The sequence below is a fragment of the Caproiciproducens sp. NJN-50 genome (assembly GCF_004103755.1).
Lineage (GTDB): Bacteria > Bacillota > Clostridia > Oscillospirales > Acutalibacteraceae > Caproicibacter.
This window is the reverse complement of the sequence record NZ_CP035283.1, coordinates 1979766-1999738: the sequence shown is the minus strand read 5'-3', so window position 1 is coordinate 1999738 and position 19973 is coordinate 1979766. Positions and strand designations below refer to the sequence as shown.

The 19973-nt window shown below is 56.1% G+C and carries 23 protein-coding genes and 1 other annotated feature (1 of these 24 only partly in view); all 23 genes read left to right on the top strand.

Annotated elements, in window-relative coordinates:
• Positions 1-155, bottom strand: a binding site (T-box leader); it reaches 58 nt to the left of the window's first position.
• A 164-nt stretch (positions 156-319) separates the two neighbouring features.
• Complete coding sequence (locus EQM14_RS09620; protein ID WP_128742728.1) at positions 320-832, top strand: hypothetical protein; 513 nt, start codon at positions 320-322, stop codon at positions 830-832.
• Positions 813-2075 (top strand): NAD(P)H-hydrate dehydratase, encoded by a 1263-nt coding sequence (locus EQM14_RS09615; RefSeq protein ID WP_128742727.1) that lies wholly within the window; start codon positions 813-815, stop codon positions 2073-2075. Before EQM14_RS09620 ends, EQM14_RS09615 begins: the two co-directional genes overlap by 20 nt.
• A gap of 30 nt (positions 2076-2105) precedes the next feature.
• Positions 2106-2639, top strand: a complete 534-nt coding sequence (locus tag EQM14_RS09610; protein WP_128742726.1) for a hypothetical protein — start codon at positions 2106-2108, stop codon at positions 2637-2639.
• A gap of 292 nt (positions 2640-2931) precedes the next feature.
• Positions 2932-3303: a type II toxin-antitoxin system PemK/MazF family toxin gene (locus tag EQM14_RS09605; RefSeq protein WP_128742725.1), complete on the top strand. Its 372-nt coding sequence runs from the start codon at positions 2932-2934 to the stop codon at positions 3301-3303.
• An 86-nt stretch (positions 3304-3389) separates the two neighbouring features.
• Positions 3390-3572: a spore coat protein gene (locus EQM14_RS09600; RefSeq protein WP_128742724.1), complete on the top strand. Its 183-nt coding sequence runs from the start codon at positions 3390-3392 to the stop codon at positions 3570-3572.
• Between the two features lie 18 nt (positions 3573-3590).
• Positions 3591-3923, top strand: coding sequence for a spore coat protein (locus EQM14_RS09595; RefSeq protein ID WP_128742723.1), 333 nt, complete (start codon positions 3591-3593; stop codon positions 3921-3923).
• Positions 3924-4074: 151 nt separating this feature from the next.
• Positions 4075-6150 (top strand): single-stranded-DNA-specific exonuclease RecJ, encoded by a 2076-nt coding sequence (gene recJ, locus EQM14_RS09590; protein ID WP_243112807.1) that lies wholly within the window; start codon positions 4075-4077, stop codon positions 6148-6150.
• Entirely contained in the window at positions 6125-8305 is a 2181-nt protein-coding gene (locus tag EQM14_RS09585; protein WP_128742721.1) for a RelA/SpoT family protein, read from the top strand. Before recJ ends, EQM14_RS09585 begins: the two co-directional genes overlap by 26 nt.
• A 29-nt stretch (positions 8306-8334) precedes the next feature.
• Positions 8335-8988 (top strand): MBL fold metallo-hydrolase, encoded by a 654-nt coding sequence (locus tag EQM14_RS09580; RefSeq protein ID WP_128742720.1) that lies wholly within the window; start codon positions 8335-8337, stop codon positions 8986-8988.
• Complete coding sequence (gene hemZ, locus EQM14_RS09575) at positions 8972-10438, top strand: coproporphyrinogen dehydrogenase HemZ (RefSeq protein WP_128742719.1); 1467 nt, start codon at positions 8972-8974, stop codon at positions 10436-10438. Before EQM14_RS09580 ends, hemZ begins: the two co-directional genes overlap by 17 nt.
• Positions 10419-11375, top strand: coding sequence for a uridine kinase family protein (locus EQM14_RS09570; RefSeq protein WP_128742718.1), 957 nt, complete (start codon positions 10419-10421; stop codon positions 11373-11375). Before hemZ ends, EQM14_RS09570 begins: the two co-directional genes overlap by 20 nt.
• A gap of 67 nt (positions 11376-11442) precedes the next feature.
• Complete coding sequence (locus tag EQM14_RS09565; RefSeq protein ID WP_205703160.1) at positions 11443-11808, top strand: zinc ribbon domain-containing protein; 366 nt, start codon at positions 11443-11445, stop codon at positions 11806-11808.
• Positions 11809-12042: 234 nt separating this feature from the next.
• Positions 12043-13806, top strand: coding sequence for a putative polysaccharide biosynthesis protein (locus tag EQM14_RS09560; RefSeq protein WP_128742717.1), 1764 nt, complete (start codon positions 12043-12045; stop codon positions 13804-13806).
• Positions 13807-13853: 47 nt separating this feature from the next.
• Entirely contained in the window at positions 13854-14597 is a 744-nt protein-coding gene (gene mazG / locus EQM14_RS09555) for a nucleoside triphosphate pyrophosphohydrolase (RefSeq protein WP_128742716.1), read from the top strand.
• Positions 14598-14657: 60 nt separating this feature from the next.
• A complete protein-coding gene (locus EQM14_RS09550; protein WP_128742715.1) occupies positions 14658-14933 on the top strand; it encodes an HU family DNA-binding protein in 276 nt (91 codons plus the stop codon).
• A 75-nt stretch (positions 14934-15008) separates the two neighbouring features.
• A complete protein-coding gene (locus EQM14_RS09545; protein ID WP_128742714.1) occupies positions 15009-15269 on the top strand; it encodes an RNA-binding S4 domain-containing protein in 261 nt (86 codons plus the stop codon).
• Between the two features lie 58 nt (positions 15270-15327).
• The gene (gene yabP, locus EQM14_RS09540) at positions 15328-15606 is read left to right on the top strand and encodes a sporulation protein YabP (RefSeq protein WP_243112488.1); all 279 of its coding nucleotides are present in this window, start codon (positions 15328-15330) and stop codon (positions 15604-15606) included.
• 41 nt (positions 15607-15647) lie between these two features.
• Positions 15648-16175, top strand: a complete 528-nt coding sequence (gene yabQ / locus EQM14_RS17000) for a spore cortex biosynthesis protein YabQ (protein ID WP_442861492.1) — start codon at positions 15648-15650, stop codon at positions 16173-16175.
• Positions 16147-16449, top strand: a complete 303-nt coding sequence (locus EQM14_RS09530; protein ID WP_128742711.1) for an FtsB family cell division protein — start codon at positions 16147-16149, stop codon at positions 16447-16449. Before yabQ ends, EQM14_RS09530 begins: the two co-directional genes overlap by 29 nt.
• A gap of 32 nt (positions 16450-16481) precedes the next feature.
• Complete coding sequence (locus tag EQM14_RS09525) at positions 16482-16931, top strand: S1 RNA-binding domain-containing protein (protein ID WP_128742710.1); 450 nt, start codon at positions 16482-16484, stop codon at positions 16929-16931.
• Positions 16932-16985: 54 nt separating this feature from the next.
• Positions 16986-18149 carry an amidohydrolase gene (locus EQM14_RS09520; protein WP_128742709.1) on the top strand — a complete coding sequence of 388 codons (1164 nt, stop codon included), beginning with the start codon at positions 16986-16988 and terminating at the stop codon, positions 18147-18149.
• Between the two features lie 87 nt (positions 18150-18236).
• Positions 18237-18770, top strand: a complete 534-nt coding sequence (hpf, locus tag EQM14_RS09515; protein WP_128742708.1) for a ribosome hibernation-promoting factor, HPF/YfiA family — start codon at positions 18237-18239, stop codon at positions 18768-18770.
• 80 nt (positions 18771-18850) lie between these two features.
• On the top strand, positions 18851-19969 hold the full coding sequence (locus EQM14_RS09510) for a THUMP domain-containing class I SAM-dependent RNA methyltransferase (RefSeq protein ID WP_128744296.1): 1119 nt from the start codon (positions 18851-18853) through the stop codon (positions 19967-19969).
• The last annotated feature ends 4 nt before the right edge of the window (positions 19970-19973 follow it).

The window sequence follows — 19973 nt, the reverse complement described above, 5'->3', positions numbered from 1 at the left end:
TAACGGCGCCGCCCGTCACGGCCTACTGCGTTCGGTTCAGCCGCACCGCTCCAAAGGGAACTTCGCCGCTCTATTCCGCAAATGCGCTTCCAGCCGATGACGCATTTTCTCTGATCGGAATGAAGAAAGGTTACTTCCTTTTTCATTGCGTTTTTGATTTTTACAAAATACAATATAACACGGATCATATCCAAATGCAAGGGAAATATCCATTTGTCCGCGGAACGGGCGGGACCGGCGCTTAAAAAACAAGGCTGAAAATTGTATTCGATTCCAGCATGTGTTAAAATATAAAAAAATGCTCTGGAGGGGGAGATCCGTGGACATTTTTATTGAACAGCTGGTTAAAAAGAAATCAGGCCCGCGGGATTATCTGTTTTTCACGGGGATTGTGCTGATTGGGGCGCTGGTGGTTTTTCTTTCCATACTTTTTCTCCCGTCTCTGGCGATTTTTGTCCTTGCCGCCGTCTGCTGCGGCGCTTATCTCCTGATTACTTCGCGGAATCTGGAATTTGAGTACAGTGTGACCAACGGCGATCTCACGATCGACAGGATTATTGCCAAGCGGAAACGAAGACGGATGATTTCCGTCGATGCCCGCACGGTGGAGAAAATGGGAAAATATGACCCTCAGAAGCTTCGCTCGAAAAACTTCGACGCGCGGATCTTTTCGTCCGAAACGGAAAAAGGGACGGACGCGTGGTATCTCTGCGCACACCATTTCGAAAGGGGGAACGTGCTGATCGTTTTCAGCCCGAACGAAAAGATACTGAACTCGATCCGGCCGTTTTTGCAAAGGCAGGTGGCAAAGGATGCTTTTGGTCGGTACTGATCTGGTGGAGATCGCCAGAATTGAAAAATCCATGCGGAACCCGTTGTTCTGTGCCCGGATTTTGGGGAAAACAGAATATGAACAGCTTTCCCGGCGCGGCTTTCCCGTGCAGAGCGTAGCGGCCAGTTTCTGCGCGAAAGAGGCCTTTTCCAAAGCGGTCGGGACGGGCCTTGGAGGTTTCCGCCTGCGGGAGGCGGAGCTTCTGCGCGCGCCGAACGGCGGGCCGGAGCTTCGCCTTTCCGGAAAAGCGGCGGAACTTGCGGGGAAAACACGTTTTTCCGTCAGTGTGACGCACACCGCAACATCCGCCGCCGCGACCGTCGTCGGATGGGGGGAGGAAGCGCTTCCGGTGGAGCAGGCGTTGCCGAAGGAACTGCCTGAAGGGGAAAAAATCCTGCGGGACATGCTCAGGCCCCGTGATCCGGAAAGCAACAAGGGGAATTACGGCCGCCTTCTGTGCGTCTGCGGCAGCGATGGCATGGCGGGCGCCGCCGCCATGAGCACGCTTTCGGCCCTCCGCTGCGGCGCGGGGATCGTGGAGACCGCTCTCCCGCGGACGATTTATCCGATCGTCGCCGCCCTTGCGCCGGAGGCGGTATTTACCCTGCTCGAAATTTCTTCGGAGGGCGGCATGGCGGACCGGACCCCGCAGGAGATCCGTTCGGCGCTCTCGCGGGCGAGCGCGTGTCTTGCCGGCTGCGGACTGGGAAAAAGTCCGTTTGCGCGCGGCGCCGTTTCCCTTTTGCTCAGGGAAACGCGGGTTCCGCTTGTCCTGGACGCGGATGGCATAAATCTGGTGTCGGAGCATATAGATGAACTGAAAACAGCCCGCGCCCCGCTCATTCTGACGCCGCATCCCGGCGAGATGGCCCGCCTTTTGAAGACGACGGTGAGGGGGGTCCAGGAAAACCGGGAGGAATGCGCCCGCTCGTTTTCACGGGAATACGGGGTGATCCTGGTCCTGAAGGGAGCCGGAACGCTGGTTGCCTCACCGGAGGGCCGGCTGTACCGGAATACGACCGGGAATCCGGGCATGGCGAAGGGCGGAAGCGGCGACGTGCTGGCGGGGATGATCGCGTCCTTTGCCGCGCAGGGGATCGAACCCTTCAGCGCGGCGGCCGGGGCGGTGTATTTGCACGGCCTTGCCGGGGACCGATGTGCGGAGTCGCTGTCGCAGAGCGCCATGCTGCCCACCGATCTGATCGGGAAACTGCCGGAGCTGTTTTTGAAATTGGGGCGGTAGCGTGTACGCCGCCCGAACGGGGGAATGCCGGTGCGCCGGTCTGTGATTGCCGCGGCTGCGGCGCTGTGCCTGCTGCTGAGCGGCTGTGCGAGCCCCAGAATGGAAGCCGGGGACCTTGACTTTCAGTTCGACTGCAAAGCGGAGATCCATTATCCGGGCGGCAGCGTCACCTGCTCTTTTCAGCGCGCCGGACCGGAGGACGCGGGGCTGGAAATCCTTTCAGGAGGGCCCGCGGGTCTGTCCTGGAGCTGGAGCGGCAACGGCTTTACCGCGCTGTACCAGGGACTGGCCGCCTCCGGGGAAAACTGCATCCTTCCACAGGATTCTTTCGCCTCCGTATTGGTGAATACACTCGATCAGGCGGAAAAAACGGATTCCCTGACTCCCACGCACGACAATGAATTTTCCGGGAACGCGGGGTACGATTATACGCTGACCGCCGATCCGGAAACAGGGAAGATCCTGACGCTGAACGTGCCGGAATGCGATGTGAAAGCGGAATTTTACGATTACGCCCAAAAAACGATCAGCGCCGAGCTCAATCTGGATCCTGTTCCGGATTAGATTTTTGAATGAATTTTTAAAAAATCCACAGTTAGCCAATCAAAAAGGCCGGCCCGCAGAACCGCGGGCCGGCCTTTTTGATTGGCTTGTATTCGCCCGGGTGCGGTCGGGAACCGCTTGTTCCATTGCTTCAGAGGCCTGAACATATCTGGAAACCCATAAATTTACTGTCAACCGCTCCCATCCAATAATATTATATAACAGGTTCCTCAAAGCGAATAAATCCTTATTGGAATGTCAATACTATTCGCGAAGCCAAATTATGTTATATGATTTATTCGGAGTGTGAAAAATGAACATTCGAAGAGGAGATATTTATTATGCCGACCTCAGCCCGGTGGTCGGGTCCGAGCAGGGCGGAGTGCGGCCGGTTCTGATCATACAGAACAATATTGGAAACAGGTTCAGCCCAACCGTGATCGCCGCCGCGATCACCAGCCAGCGTTCAAAGGCAAATCTTCCGACGCACATTATGCTGAATGCCAGCACAACAGGGCTTGCAAAGGATTCGATCGTTCTGCTGGAGCAGGTGCGCACGATTGACAAGCACAGACTGAAGGAACGCATGGGACGGCTCGACAATACGGCGATGTCGATGGTGGATCAGGCCCTGTCTATCAGCTTCGGCCTGAACGAACAGGAGCAGGTGCGGCAGGCTACATAGACCGCCTGATTTGCAAACAAAAGCGTATATTTATTTCATTCCATCGGATACTAAAAACACAAATTTTTTATAAAGGAGTGTTTTCAATGATATCCGAGAAAGAGCTTTCGGCGATTGAAGATCAGCTTGCCCACGAGCGCGTTCTGATCACCAAATACAATGCGTATTCACAGATGTGCAACGACCAGGAGCTCAAGCAGAAATGCAGTTCCATTGCGCAAAAGCACCAGTGCCATTACGACACACTCATGGGATTCTTAAACTGCTAAAGGAGGAGGAAAACAGGAATGAATTTAAATTTAAATCAGAATCAAAATCAGAATCAGCAGATCAGCGGCACGCAGCCTACCGCTTCGATGCCGGAACGGGAGATTATGGATGACGCGCTCGCATCGCAGAAATATATGACGGACACCTACAACACCTATTCAAACGAGTGCGTCACGCAGAATGTCCGGGATGAGTTTATGAAAATCCTGAATGAGGAGCATCAGATTCAATCCGATGTTTTTGATACCATGAAGCAGCGCGGCTGGTATAACATTCCCGACGCCCAACAGCAGAAAATCCAGCAGGCCAAGCAGAAATATCAGAACGAGAATCCCGGCGCTCAGGGCTGACAAAGTTTATTTCAAGGGGACGGACCAACCGGTCCGCCCTCTTTTTCTATACGGCTTTTCAGCCGCATGTGCCCGGCATGAAAGAAAAAGTTGAATAAATGCCTGCGGAATGCTAAAATAATCAGATATGGGGCAGGTGTGGTGTTTGAGTGTGAAAAAATGGCGGATTCGTCGTTATGACGAATCCGCCGCTTCCCAAATTGCAGATGAATTGAAGCTGCCGCGTTCCATTGCCGCGATCCTGGCTGCGCGCGGGCTGGAAGATGTGTTCGAGGAACCTTCTGCGCCGCCTTTTTCCGACCCGTTTCTGCTTCCGGACATGGAGCCGGCGGTGGAGAGGGTCAACCGCGCTCTGGACGGATTTGAGAAAATCGCGGTTTACGGCGACTATGACGCGGACGGCGTCACCGCGACGGCGATGCTGTATTCTTATCTGGAATCCTGCGGCGGAAACGTGATCTATTATATTCCGGAGCGGGAAGGGGAGGGATACGGCCTGAACCTCGGGGCGGTCGATACGCTGCGGGAGCAGGGTGTCGGTCTGATCGTCACGGTGGACAACGGAATTTCCAGCGTGGATGAAATCGCCTACGCGAACAGCCTGGGAATGGATACGGTCGTCACGGACCATCACCACCCGCGGGAAACCCTGCCTCCTGCCCGTGCCGTGGTCGATCCCTTCCGGAAGGACAGCGGAGCGCCGTACGACGGATTCGCCGGCGTCGGGGTCGCTTTCAAGCTGATCCAGGCGATGGAGGGTCCGGAATGCGACGTGGACGCTCTGCTGGAAAACTACGGGGACCTCGCGGCGATCGGAACGATCGGGGACATTGTCCCGCTGACAGGAGAGAACAGGGCGCTGGTTTCGGCGGGCCTTCGATATCTGCCGAGGACGGACCGTCCCGGTCTGCGGGCGCTGCTGGAGCAGATCGGAATGGAAAACAGGGAGATTTCGGCGGAGCAGGTTGCCTTTCTTCTGGTCCCCCGCATCAACGCCGCGGGGCGCATGGAATCTCCGGATCAGGCGGTGCGGCTTTTGATTTCGGAGTCCCCGGAGGAAGCGGGATTCCTTGCGGGAAAAATCTGCGAAGACAACGAATACCGCCGCAGCGTGGAAAATGAAATTCTGGAAAAGGCGAAGGAACGCTTCCGGGCAAATCCATCCCTTTTATACGACCGCGTTTTGGTCGTCGACGGGGAGGACTGGCATCACGGCGTGATCGGGATCGTCGCCGCGCGGATCGTCGACCGGTTTGGAAAGCCGTGCATCGTCATTTCGCGCACGGGGGAAGAGGCACGCGGCTCCGGAAGAAGCGTGGAAGGCTTTTCCCTGTTCGACGCGGTTGATTCCTGCCGCGACCTTCTGACCCGTTTCGGAGGCCATCCGATGGCGGCCGGCCTCTCCCTGCCGTCGGATCGGATCGATGAATTCCGGGCGCGGATCAACGCCTATGCGGCGCAAACCGGGCGGCCCATGCCGGCACCCGCGCTTTCGATCGACTGTCTGATCAAGCCGAGGGAACTGTCTCTTGAAATCACCAGGGCCATGCGGTTCCTGGAACCGTTCGGGACGGGAAACCCGGAGCCGGTCTTCGGATTGGCGGATATGACGATTGCCGGCATCACGCCGGTTGGGGGCGGCAAGCATCTGCGCGTCAGCGTGTCCGGGGACGGCTGCACGGTGCGCTGCATGAAGTTCCGCACAACGCTTGAGGAGTTCTGTTACCGCCCGGGCGACCGGGTCGATCTTGCCGTGACGCTTCAGGAGCGGGAATACGGGGGCAGAAATCTTCTGTCCATTGTCATACGGGACATAAAGTTTTCCGGGATGGATCAGGACGGGATCATTCAGGCAAGGGCGCTTTACGACCGATTTCACAGGGGAGAACCGCTTTCCGCGCAGGAAGCCGGCCGGTTGAAACCCGGTCGTGCGGAATTCGCCGGGATCTATCGGACGCTGAGGGACGGAAGCGGGTACTGCGGAGCGCCCGAGAACCTTTTGCCGAGGGTCCCGGAGCCCGCGCCGGGAATGGAAAAGCTTCTGATCGCGATGGATGTTTTTGAAGAGCGGGGACTGATCCGGCTGGAAAAATCGGACGATACATATCAGGTGGAGCTTGTTCCGCAAAAGGGAAAAATCAATCTGATGGATTCCAAAATCATGCGTACCCTGGAACAATTTGAAAAGGCGGGTGAGAAAAATGGCGTGGCCGCTGAAGACCTTTGATGATCTTCTGTCCCTGATCCGGGCAAGCGAGCGCGATTACAACCTGGATATCATCACGCGCGCCTACCGGCTCGCGGAAAGTTCCCATCACGATCAGAAGCGCCTTTCCGGCTCGCCCTATATTTCTCATCCGGTCGCGGTGGCCTGCATCCTCGTTGAGCTCGGCATGGATACGGAATCGGTCGCGGCGGGCCTCCTTCACGACGTTGTGGAGGATACTCCCATCAGCCTTGATCAGATCAAAAAAGAATTTGGGGCTGAAATCGCCGGGCTGACGGACGGCGTGACAAAGCTGGGACGCATCCCGTACTCCTCCCGCGAGGTACAGCAGGCGGAAAACCTGCGCAAGATGCTGATCGCGATGAGCGAGGATATCCGCGTGATCATCGTCAAGCTGGCCGACCGCCTGCACAACATGCGCACCAGCGAATTCTGGTCGCCGCAGAAGCAGCGTGACAAAGCGCTGGAAAACATGGAGGTCTACGCGCCGATCGCGCACCGTCTCGGCATCCGGGCCGTGAAGGAGGAACTGGAGGACCTGTCCCTCCGCATCCTGGACTCCACGGCCTATGAGGAAATCGAAAGCGGGCTGGAGCTTCGTTCCGGCGAACGGACCAAATTCATCGAGTCGACCAAGAAAAAGATTTTCGAACGCGTTTCAACCATCATTCCCAACGTGTACCTGGAGGGACGTGTCAAGAGCATCAACGGTATCTACCGCAAGATGTTCGTCCAGGGCAAGACCATGGATGAGATTTACGACATCTACGCCGTGCGAGTGATCGTCGACACGGTGAACGACTGTTATAATGTGCTGGGAATCATTCACGATATGTTCCGCCCGATCCCGAACCGCTTCAAGGACTATATCTCCACCCCGAAGCCCAATATGTACCAGTCGCTTCACACGACCGTGATCGGCACCGAGGGGATTCCGTTCGAGGTGCAGATCCGCACGTGGGAAATGCACCACACGGCGGAATACGGCATCGCGGCCCACTGGAAATACAAGCTCGGCCTGTCCGCGAAAGGGCAGGACCAGTTCGAAAAGCGCCTTTCCTGGATCCGCCAGATGCTGGACAACGAAAAGGACAGCGAGGACGCGACGGACCTGGTCCGCATGATCAAATCCGACCTTGTGCCGGAGGAGGTGTTTGTCTTTACGCCGCGCGGCGACGTGATCAGCCTTCCGGCCGGAGCGACCGTGATCGATTTTGCCTACGCGATCCACAGTGCCGTCGGGAACCGGATGACGGGCGCGAAGGTGGACAAAAGGATCGTGCCGCTCGATTACCGGGTCAAGACGGGGGAGATCGTCGAGGTCCTCACCAGCAAGGAAGCGCGCGGACCCAGCCGCGACTGGCTGAAAATCGTCCAGACCAGCGAGGCGCGCAACAAGATCCGGACCTGGTTCAAGCATGAAAAGCGGGACGAGAATATCGCGGAGGGAAAATCGGAGCTCGAGCGGGAGATCAAACGGAACAACATCCTCCTTTCGGAGGAAGAACTTAGAAACGTGCTGGAAAAGCTCGGCCCCCGGCACAACTGCCATACGGTGGAGGATGTCTATGCCGCGATCGGCTACGGCGGAGTTCAGGTGTGGAAGATCCTTCCGAAGCTCCGGGAAGCGGCCCAGAAGGAACGTCAATTATCCGCGCCGCCCGCCCCCGCGCCGGAAAAACCGCCGAGGTCTGTCATTAAGACGAGCGCGGGCATTATCGTGGAGGGAATGGACAACTGCCTGATTAAGATTTCCCGGTGCTGCAATCCGCTGCCGGGCGATGAAATCATCGGCTTCATCACAAGGGGATTCGGCGTTTCCATCCACAAGCGGGGCTGCTCCAATGTTCCGAAAGATCTTTCCGAAGCGGCGGAACCGGAGCGGTGGGTCCGCGTACACTGGGCCGGAGAGGTTCGGGAGGAGTTCAAATGCACGCTTGAGATCACGGCGGAGGACCGTTCGGGCCTGCTTGTGGACATTACGCAGCAGATGTTCAATATGCACCTCTTTATTCATTCGCTGAATTCGCGTGAATTAAAGGACGACAGAGCGGTCATCACGGCCACGATTACCATCAACGGGCTGGACCAGCTCAGGAATATCATTGACCGCCTTTCCAAAATAGAAGGAGTTTTGACGGTGCGCCGTCCGTAGCGGGACCATTTCCAGTTAGGAGGAATAATATGAGAGTAACCAAAATTCCGGGCGGACCCCTTCCGACGAACTGCTACCTGCTGACGGAAGAACAGACCGGTTTGACCGCCGTGATCGATCCCGGGTTCGAAAGCGGGGAACTGACGGAAAGCGTCCTTGCGGCAGGAAAGGGAAAGGTGCCGATGATCCTGCTGACGCATGCCCATTTTGACCACATTACGGGAGTCGCGAAAATAAAAGAACTGACCGGAGCGAAGATTTATCTGCACTCGGAAGAGCTGATGTTCGTGACCGACGGTTCGCTCAACGCTTCGGGCGTTTTTTACGGCGCGAAAGTTCCGCCCTTCCGGGTCGACGTCCCCATGGGCGACGGAGACGAGATCGGGCTTGGAAGCCTGAAAATCCGCGCGATTCATACGCCGGGCCATACCTCCGGCGGGTGCTGCTTCCTTGTCGAAGACGCTCTTTTTACCGGCGACACGCTGATGAAGCTGAGCTGCGGGAGGACGGACTTTCCGACCGGAAGCTACCGCCAGATGCTGGATTCGCTGCAAAGGCTGGCGAAAATTCCGGGTAATTATCATATTTATCCGGGACACGGGCCGGAGAGCACGCTGGACTATGAACGGAAAAACAACTCGTTTCTCCAGGCCGGGGCGGATTCGTATGACCCTCTGTATTGACGGCCACGAGTTCCGGTATGAAATGGAAAACCTCTGCCGCGTTTTTTTCCCGGATCGGAAAATCGACTTGGCGGAGGAAGGAAAAGAGCCGGATATCTACACCGGCGTAACGCCCTGCGGCGACGGCATGCGGATCCGCGTCTCCGTTAAAATCAGCGGAGAGTACAAGAGTGCGGAGAAACTGCTTTCGCCCGGCGAGGCGGCGGATTCCCGGGAAGTGGAGCGCCGCATGGGGGTTCTGTTGTACGGCCTGCTTTCGCAGGCGTGCGGTTTCCATCCTCAGTGGGGAATCCTGACGGGCGTCCGGCCGGTAAAGCTCTTTGCACGGCTTGCCGGGAGCATGGGGGAAGAGGAGGCCGTCCGGTATTTTGAAGAAAAGCTGCTGGTCTCGCGGGAAAAAGCGGAGCTGTGCCGCATGACCAGCAGCAACCAGACGGAGATTCTGTCCATCCCGCGTCCCCGTTCCTTCAGCCTGTACATTGCGGTCCCGTTCTGCCCGACGCGCTGCGCCTACTGTTCCTTTGTGTCAACCTCGGTGGAAAAAGCGTTCCGGCTTGTTCCCGATTACGTGGAACTGCTGTGCGCCGAACTGCGCCGGACTGCGGAAATCGCCGCGGAGCTCGGCTTGACCTGCGACTCCGTCTACGTCGGCGGAGGAACGCCAACAACGCTGTCTGCGGAACAGCTGAAGCAGGTGCTTGACACGGTGAAAAACAATTTCGGCCTGTCCCGCTGCCGGGAGCTTACGGTCGAGGCCGGACGTCCCGACACCGTGACGGCGGAAAAGCTCGCCGCGCTCCGGGAAGGCGGGACGACCCGCATCAGCATCAATCCGCAGACGCTGAACGACGAGGTGCTGCGTGCGATCGGGCGCGCCCATACGACGGAGCAGACGCTGAACGCTTTTTCGCTTGCGCGGAGCTGCGGCTTCGGGAATATCAACATGGACCTGATCGCGGGTCTTCCGAAAGACAGCGAGGACAGTTTTCAAAAGACGCTGAGCGGCGTGATCGGCCTCGGGCCGGAGAGCGTCACGGTCCACACGCTCGCGCTGAAACGCGCGGCAAAGCTGTCGCTGGACCCCGCCGGACCTTACAGCGGCGACGCGCGGACGGCCCAGAACATGCTGGAAGAGGCGGATGGGAAGCTGTTGAACAACGGATACAGGCCCTACTATCTTTACCGGCAGAGCCGCATGGTGGGAAACCTGGAAAACACCGGCTGGTCAAAGCCGGGCTGCGAAGGGTATTACAACATTTTTATCATGGAAGAAAAAGAGACCATTCTGGCCTGCGGGGCGGGTGCGGTCACAAAACTGTTCGACCCCTCGTCGAACCGTCTGGAACGGGTTTTTAACTTTAAATATCCGTATGAATATATCGGTCGTTTTTCGGAAATGATGACAAGGAAAGACAGGGTGAAAGAGTTTTATGGCAGCCTTTCGGACTGATTTTGTCGAATATCAGAACAGCGTGCAGCAGATCAACCGTTCGGTCAGGGAAGACCCCGAGGCGTTTGTCGCAAAGGGGGAAAGGGCCTATCACGACAATCTGAGGAGGATCGCGGACAGCCTTGCGATGGAAGAACCGCCCTGCCGCCTTGTTATGCTTGCGGGTCCCTCCGCGAGCGGCAAAACGACGACCGCGCACCTTCTTGCGGAAGCGCTGCGCGAACGGGGAACCGGCGCGGAGATCATCTCCCTGGACGATTTTTACCGCGGGGAGCATCAGGCGCCGCTGCTGCCGGACGGCAGCCATGATTATGAAAACGTGGAGGCCCTGAATGTTCCGGAAATTCTTGAGTGTCTCGGCGACCTGATCGCAAGCGGGCGCTGCAATATGCCGGTTTTCGATTTTACCATCCGGCTTCCTTACCCGCACAGGCGGCAGGTCGTTCTCGAAGACCGGGAAATCGCGATTGTGGAAGGGATTCACGCTTTGAACCCGCTGCTGATCGCCGGCCTGCCCGCCCGGCACATTCGCCGCATCTACATCAGCGTGAAGCAGGGAATCCGGGACGAAGCGGGGGAACTGCTTGGGCCGAATGACATGCGGCTGGTCCGCAGAATCGTGCGTGACAAGAACTTCCGCGGAACGCGGCCCGGGACAACGCTCGGCATGTGGCGCAATGTGATGGACGGAGAGTACAAATATATCAAGCCGTTCCGCACCACCGCCGACTACACGATCAATTCCTTTCATGCGCACGGGCCCTGTGTGCTGAAAGACCAGGCCGCGACCCTCCTACATACCGTGCCGGAGGACGACCCGGGCTGGAAAACCGCGCGAATGCTGCTGAATGCTTTGGAGCGGTTTGAGCCGGTGGATTCCTGTCTTGTGCCCAAGAACTCGATTCTGAGGGAATTTATCGGCGGCGGGATTTATTGACCCGTATTCTTGCATTTGCCGCCGCTCCGGTGGTATAATAAAACAAATGAAAAAGAGGTGTGCTGTCATGGGACTGTTTGAAGATGTCGTAGTCAATGCGAAAACGGCGGTAAATGTCGTGGGGAAAAAGGCCAGCCAGATTGTCGATGTTTCCAAGCTGAGAATCAGTGCGGCAGATTTGAATAATGAAATTTCAAAACGGTACGAGGCGATCGGCCGCACGGTTTACGAGGCAAAAAAAACCGGCAACGATACCTCCGATCTGATTGCCGAGAGTGTCGCCGCGATCGACGACCTTTACGAGCAGCTGGACGCGGTAAATAACCAGCTTGCTTCCGCCCGCGCGAAACTGGTGTGCAAAAACTGCGGGCAGGAAAACGCGCAGGGTTCGGCCTACTGCTGCAAATGCGGGCAGAAACTGTCAAGTGACTGAAAGGCGACCAAGCGGGAAAAAAGGAAAGCTGCCGCAAATGAAAACGGCAGCTTTTTCCAGGTATGCCATACTTAGGACAACCCGAAGGAAGCCGGACTGCGGATAAAAATCGGGCGGAGGGCGCAAAACCCTCTTTTTTTATTTTCATAGGTGCTTGAATCCCGCAGTATAATATTTTATAGTTGTATTTGTCCTTGACAGGAACGCTGATTCACTGGAAACGGATGTGTTGCAATGGAACAAAGGAAGAATCCTCCGGCACGGCGGCAGAGCTTTCTTCACGGCGCCCTGATCCTGATGGTGGCGTATGCCGTTGAAAAGCTGATCGGCGCTTTTTTTAAGATCCCTCTGACCTGGATCCTGACCCCCACCGGGAACGGTTATTTTTCCAACGCCTATTCCCTCTATGCTCCCCTGTACAGCCTGGCGACGGCCGGGTTTCCGATCGCGATTTCCAGACTGGTGTCGGAAAATTCGGTGCGGGGGCGCTTTCGCGACGTGCGGCAGATCCACCGGGCGTCGATCCGGATCTTTCTCATCCTCGGGATTCTGTCCTTTTCGATTATGTTTTTCGGCGCCCGGCCCTATGCGAACTACGTCCTGAGCGGGAGCCCGCAGAACGCTCTCCCGGCCATCTATGCTCTTGCGCCCGCCGTCTTCTTCACCAGCATGATGTCGATTTACCGCGGATACTACGAGGGCCTGCGCAACATGGTTCCGACCGCGATTTCCGAGGTGTGCGAGTCGCTGTGCAGGCTGATTTTCGGCCTCAGCGCCGCTTATCTGGTCGTCTGGGAGGGAATGAGGGAGTACGCTGCTTCCGGCACCGTGTTCGGAGCGCCCATGAAGTCGGCGGAATACGCCAAGCTTGCCACGCTGCCTTATGCTTCCGCGGGCGCCGTTTTCGGCGTAACGCTCGGAGGAATGACCGGCTTCCTGTTCCTGCTGTTTTACCACAGGCATAACGGCGACGGGATTTCCAGAGAGATGCTGCTGCGTTCCCCGAAGCCCCTCCCGATGCGGGTGACCTCTTCCAGACTGATCCGGACCGCGGTGCCGGTTGCGCTGGGGTCCCTTGCGGTCAATCTTTCCACTCTGGTGGACAGCACGTTTCTGCAGATGCGGATCAAGGATATTATGGACAGCAGCCCGCAGGTCCTGCTCAATATGTACAAGGGGATTATTCCCCAGTCGGACATTCAGCTGAATCTGGTTCCGTCCTTTTTGTTCGGCTGTTTCAGCAATGCGACCGTCTTCTTTATGCTTGTGCCTGGGATCACGCAGGCGCTCGGCGTCAGCGCCCTGCCGAGCGTAACGGCCGCCTGGACGCAGGGGGATCCCAAACGGATCAAGCACAGCATCGAGTCCGTCCTCAGGATCGTCACACTGATGGCGATTCCGTCCGGGCTTGGGCTTTCCATGCTCTCCACGCCGATTGCAAAGCTGGTCCTCCGGTCGGGCAACGCGCCGGAAATCACCGGAAAGATTCTCGTCATTCTGGGGCTTGCCGCGATATTTGCCTCCATCAGCACGCCCATCAACAGCATGCTTCAGGCAATCGGCAGGGTGGACCTTCCGGTCAAGCTGCTGGCTGTCGGCCTGGTGGTCAAGATCATTCTGAATTATACTCTGGTGGGCATTCCGGAAATCAACGTGATGGGTGCCGGCACCGGGACTCTTGTGTGCTATTTCCTCATTACCTTTCTCTCCTTGTATTTCTTGATCCGGGAGACGGGGGTCATGCCGAATCTCTTCGCCATCTTTGTCAAACCGGCTCTGGCTTCCGGCATCAGCGTCGGCGCCGCCTGGATGCTCCAGAGGACGGCGGCAAAGCTCATACCGGAGGACTTGGCGACCGTACTGGCGATTCTTGCTGCCGCGTTTCTGTATTTGATTTGTATTCTTTGGTTCCGCGCGCTCAGCCGCCGGGATATTATAATGCTGCCAAAGGGACAAAAAATTGTGAAAATACTTGAAAAACACCATTGGATAAGGTAGAATAACAATGGAGTTTCAGAGTATGACAGGGCGGAGGACAGACTGATTTGTATGATCTGAAAAAGCAAACATATACTATGGATGATCTGCTGAATATCATGGAGCTTCTTCGTTCTCCGCAGGGGTGTCCCTGGGACCGGGAACAGACTCACCAAAGCATCCGCAACAATCTTTTGGAAGAGGCTTATGAGGCGGCGGAAGCGATTGACACGAATGACGCCCGGCTCCTTCGGGAGGAATTGGGGGACGTGCTTCTTCAGGTCGTTTTACATTCGCGGCTTGAAGAGGAAAAGGGCGGCTTTCGGTTTTCAGATGTCGTGGATGGAATCGCCAGGAAGCTGGTGTTGCGCCATCCCCATGTCTTTGGGGACTGTACCGTCCAAAACAGTGAGGAAGTCCTTTCAAACTGGGAAGCGATCAAAAAACAGGAAAAAGGGCGAAACACCGATACACAGGTCCTCCAAGGCGTATCCAAAGCTCTTCCCTCGCTGATGCGCGCGCAGAAAATCTCTAAAAAAGCCGCGAAAGCGGAGGGAAAACCGCAGGTTCTTTCCGAAGCGGTGGATTCATTGCTGGAAGACGCAAAAGAGCTGGCGCTTTCGGCGGACTCCGGGCAAACAGAGGAACAGAGAAAAAAGCTGGGCCGGCTTCTGTTTTCTGTGGCTGAGGTTTCCGGCATTCTGAAAATTGAAGCCGAACAGGCTTTGTCTGAAGCGTGCGACCGGTTTATTTTGCAGTTCGAAGAGCGCGAAAAGCAATCCGCCGGCGTGGAACCCTTGATTGAAAAGTAAAGGACCGATCTGAAATTCTCAGCGATTGCTGTTGAATAATAAAAAACGGAGGTCAATAAGATGAATAAGACAGAATTAATCTCTGCTGTTGCTGAAAAAACCGGGCTTTCGAAGAAAGATGCCGATAACGCAGTCAATGTCATGCTCAGCACGATAGTGGATACGGTTGCCAAGGATGAAAAAGTGCAGATTGTCGGGTTCGGAACATTCGAGCTTCGCAGCCGCAGTGAAAGGCAGGGCCGCGACCCGAGGACAAATTCCCCCATTACGATTCCCGCATCGAGAGTTCCGGCGTTCAAGGCGGGCAAGGCATTCAAGGATTCAACCTCCATCTGATCATATATTTACAATGAATCGGGACTGTAACGTGTTTCCTTGTTACAGTCCTGTTGATTTATTGGAAGGGAAATCATGAGACTGGATAAATATTTAAAAGTGTCGAGGCTGATCAAGCGCCGGACCGTTGCAAATGAGGCCTGTGATGCGGGCCGTGTGCTGGTCAATTCAAAACCGGCGCGCGCTTCCTATGAGATCAAAGTGGGCGATCTGATCGAAATCGGCCTTGGCTCCCGCAGCATCCGGGCCAAAGTTCTCAGCGTCGGTGAGACCGTTGGAAAGGGCCAGGCGTCGGACCTGTACCAAATTCTTTCGGAAGGGCCGGCGGAGCATTAAGTATATGTCCAACCGCCTTCGCATACAATTGGAACAGTACGAAGCGGGAGGGATTCCTTTGGCCGAACAAAAAGCGGTAAAAACCCCACACAGTTTGATCCTTGAAGACCGCAAAACGCTCACAGCCACTGGCGTTTCCAATGTCGACAGCTTTGACGAGCAGACGGTGGTTGCCTACACCGACTTGGGGGAGCTTGTTATCCACGGTGCGAATCTGCATATTGACAAACTGAATATTGACTCAGGGGAACTGACGCTCAACGGCGAAATCACTTCGATGACCTATTCGGAGAACCGGGCGACAACGGGCGGGCTTTTTAACCGTCTGTTCAAATAGGGGCGTGAAATGCCTTGATCACAGCTTTCCTTTCCTATCAGGTGTTTGGTTTTGCCGTCTCTGTCGCCGGAGGTTTCCTTCTCGGCGCGTTTTATGATGTTCTCAGGATCTGGCGGGATTTCTTTCATTCCCGGGCGCGCGCCGTGTTTTTCCAGGATTTTTTCTATATGGTCCTCTGCGCTTTCTTTTCCTTTTTGCTGGCTTTACCCCTCGGGGGCGGAGCGGTCCGCTTCTACCTTCTCGCGGGGGAGGCCGTCGGCTGGTTTGCCTATTATTTCACCGTTGGACAGGTGACGGCTTTCATTTTCCGGGCTGTTTCGGACTTTTTATATCGCCACTTTTTCAATCCGGCCGCCGAGCTTTTCCACCGTATTTTCAGATGGTTTGGCAAAAAAGCCGCCCGGGGGATAAAATTCTTGGAAAAAAAGGTTCTGGGCCTGAAAAAACGCTTGAAACGAAGGGCGAAAATAGTGTATAATCGTCCTAATGGATGGCGCCTGATTCGGCGAAATCGGCGAAAACGTAAGGTCGTGCGGAAAAATGAAGGTGCTAGAAAATCAAAAGCCTAAAAAGAGCTTTTTGCTGCGGCTGGCAGTTTTCGCTTTTGCGGCATATATGCTTGTCGCGCTTGTAAATCAGCAGATCAAGATCCAGGAAAAGCGACGGGAGCTGGAAGCTGCCAGACAACAGATACAGATTCAGGAAATACAGAATGAAGATTTAAAACATGCTTTCAGCACGGGAGCAAACGACGAGAGCGATTATATTGAGCGCAAGGCCAGAGAAGAGCTCGATTACGCCAAACCGGGCGAACGTGTTTTTGTTAATATAGCCGGACATTAAACAGCTCTGTCTAAGGAGGAAAACACTTACATATGCAGCTTGAGGTAGGAACGGTTCTGGAAGGGAAGGTTACGGGCATCACGAAATTCGGTGCGTTTGTAGAACTTCCGGGGGGAAAGACCGGCATGGTCCATATTTCGGAGGTTGCGCCCACCTTTGTAAAGGAGATTCGCGATTTCGTATCGGAAAACCAGATGGTCAAGGTCAAGATCCTGAATATCACTCCGGAAGGAAAGATCAGCCTTTCCATGAAACGGGTTGCGGAGCCCGCCCGGCCAAACGGCGGCGGCGCGGCAAGGCCATCCAGGCCGGGCAGCTACGAGTGGCAGCCGAGCAGGCGAAACGAGCCTGCCAACTTTGAAGACATGCTGTCCAAGTTCAAGCAGACAAGCGATGAAAAAATGCTGGATCTGAAACGGTGCATGGAATCGAAACGCGGCGGCTTTTCCAGGCACGGCGGCGGGTCCAACCAGGCGAAATAGAAAAACAGAATGGCAGCGGAGTGCACGCACTCCGCTTTTTTATTGGAGGCTGTTATGCTGATTTGCAACGCAAAAATCCATACCATGGCGGGAACTGCCATACCGGAGGGCTCCGTCAGGATTCGGGACGGAAGGATCGAGACGGTCTGCGCCGGTTCCCTCGCCCCTTTTTCCGGTGAAAAGGTGCTGGACCTGCGCGGCGCGGGGCTTTACCCGGGCTTTATTGATGCGCACACGCACCTGGGCATGTGGGAGGACGGGCTCACCTTTGAAGGCGACGACGGAAACGAGGAGACCGACCCCGTTTCCCCGCAGCTGCGCGCCGTGGACGCCATCAACCCGATGGACCGGTGTTTTTCGGAAGCGCTGGCCGCGGGAGTGACCACGGTGGTGACCGGGCCGGGCAGCGCGGACCCCATCGGGGGGCAGATGGCGGCGGTCAAGACTTACGGCACCAGGATCGACGACATGATCGTCAAGGCTCCTCTCGCCATTAAAATGGCGCTTGGAGAGAACCCCAAAACCGTCTATCACGGAAAAAACGAAGCCCCCTCCACCCGGATGGCAACGGCTTCCCTGATCCGGTCCGAACTTTTCAAGGCGAAGCGGTATCTGGAGGACCTGGAGCGCTCGGAAGCCGACGAGGAGACGGACCCTCCGGATTTCGATATCAAAAGCGAATCCCTTCTTCCCGCGCTCCGCGGGGAGATCGAGGTGCATTTTCACGCGCACCGTGCCGACGATATCTATACGGCCATCCGGATTGCAAAGGAATTCCGTCTGAACTATGTGATTGTCCACGGAACGGAAGCGCATCTGATTACGGACGGACTGCTCCGCGACCATGTCAGGGTTTTGTCCGGCCCCATCCTCTGCGACCGCAGCAAGCCGGAATTAAAAAACCTGACGCCGTCCTGTCCGGGGATTCTCGCGAAGGCCGGCATCCCGACGGCGATCGTCACGGACCACCCGGTCACGCCGATCCAGTACCTGCCGCTCTGCGCCGCCCTCGCCGTGCGCGAGGGAATGGACCACGAGGAGGCGCTCCGCGCGATCACCGTCAATCCGGCGAAAATCTGCGGCATCGACGGGCGGGTCGGCACCATTGAGGAAGGAAAGGACGCGGACCTCGTGGCGTTTGAAACGGATCCTCTCCGCCTGGAATCGAAACCGCTCTGCGTGATTGCGGGGGGAAGAATCGCTTTCACGGCGATTTGAGAGCTTTCTATTTCTTTTTCCTTTGGCGTATGTTATAGTATAGGCGGGGAATGATTTCCTTCCAAGTACGCTTAAGGAGATGTTGTCATGAAGATCACGATTACCGGCAGAAAAGTCAGCCTGCGGGATCATTTCAAGGATCTTGCAGCGAAAAAACTCTCTCGCTTTGACCGCATTTTCGATGAAGATGCCGAGGCGAAAGTCGTCGTAACCGTACTGAAAAACCGCCAGACCGTGGAGATCACGATCCGGTCACGCGGGATGTTTTACCGCGCGGAAGCGACTGCCGATGAGATGAACGACGCATTGGACGACGTGATTGACGCGCTTTCGAGCCAGATCCGCAGAAACAAGACACGCCTTGCGAAACGGATTCACGGTCTGGCTTTTGATGAGGATTTTAGGGAAACCCCAGGGGAAAAGGAAGAGCCGGAGGAATATAAAATTGTCCGGACGAAACATTTTTCCGTCAAGCCGATGAGCGTGGAAGAGGCGATCCTGCAGATGAACCTGTTGGAACACCAGTTCTTTATGTTCCGCAACCAGGAGGACAACCAGATCAATGTCGTCTATCAGCGGAAAAACGGGGATTATGGGCTCCTGACGCCGGATGCGGAATAAACTCTTTTGAAAAAAAGAATACTAAAACAAATGGAAAGGGGCTGCAGAGCGCGGCCCCCTTCTTTCTGAGGAGAGGTATGATGGAGGATTTTAAACTGGTTTGTCCCTGCATGCTTGGGGTCGAGGGCCTTGTCGCGGACGAGCTCAGGCGCATGGAAGCCGAGGAGGTGGAGGCACAGAACGGCCGCGTCGTTTTCGCCGGATCGGAGGAAATGCTTGTCCGCTCCAACCTTTGGTCCCGGTGCGGAGAGCGGATCCAGATCCTGATGGGCGAATTCCCCGCCCGGAGCTTTGAAGAGCTGTTCCAGGGAGTCCGGGCGCTGCCGTGGGAACGCTGGATCGGAAAGAGGGACGCGTTCCCCGTAAAAGGGTCCAGCCTGTCCTCCCAGCTTGCCAGTGTGCCTGACTGCCAGTCGATTGTCAAAAAGGCGGTCGTGGAACGCCTGAAACAGAAATATTCCCTGCAGTGGTTTGAAGAGACGGGGACGAAATACCAGATTCAGTTCCTGATTCTGAAGGACCGGGTCAGCCTGATGATCGACACTTCGGGGGAGGGGCTGCACAAGCGTGGATACCGTGCAAATTCGGCGGTGGCTCCGATCAAGGAAACGCTTGCCGCCTCCATGGCGTCGCTTTCGCGCGTCCGCAGGGACGCCCGGCTGATCGACCCGTTCTGCGGTTCGGGGACCATCCTGATCGAGGGCGCGATACACGCGCGGAACATCGCCCCGGGGATCGGGCGCAGCTTTGCGGCCGAAGGGTTTTCCCGCATTGGGAAAGCGGTCTGGCAAAGGGAGCGGGAGCGTACGAGGGAGCTGGAAAAGCGGGACGTTTCATTTGAAGGCTTCGGCTATGACAGCGACCCGTCGGCGGTTTCCCTGACGAAGGAGAACGCAAAAAAAGCCGGCGTCGGGGACTGCATCCGCGCTGAAAAAAAGGAAATTTCCCAATTCCGGGCGGACGGCGAATCAGGCTGCGTCATCTGCAACCCTCCCTACGGAGAACGGCTTTTGGATGTGAACCAGGCGCGGGAGCTTTACCGGGCGATGGGGAAGGTTTTTGAACGCAGACATTTCTGGAGCTATTCCGTCATCAGTCCGGACGAGACCTTTGAGGCCTGCTTCGGGCGCAAAGCGGACAAGCGGAGAAAGCTCTATAACGGGATGATCCGGTGCCAGTACTACATGTATTTTAAATAACGGC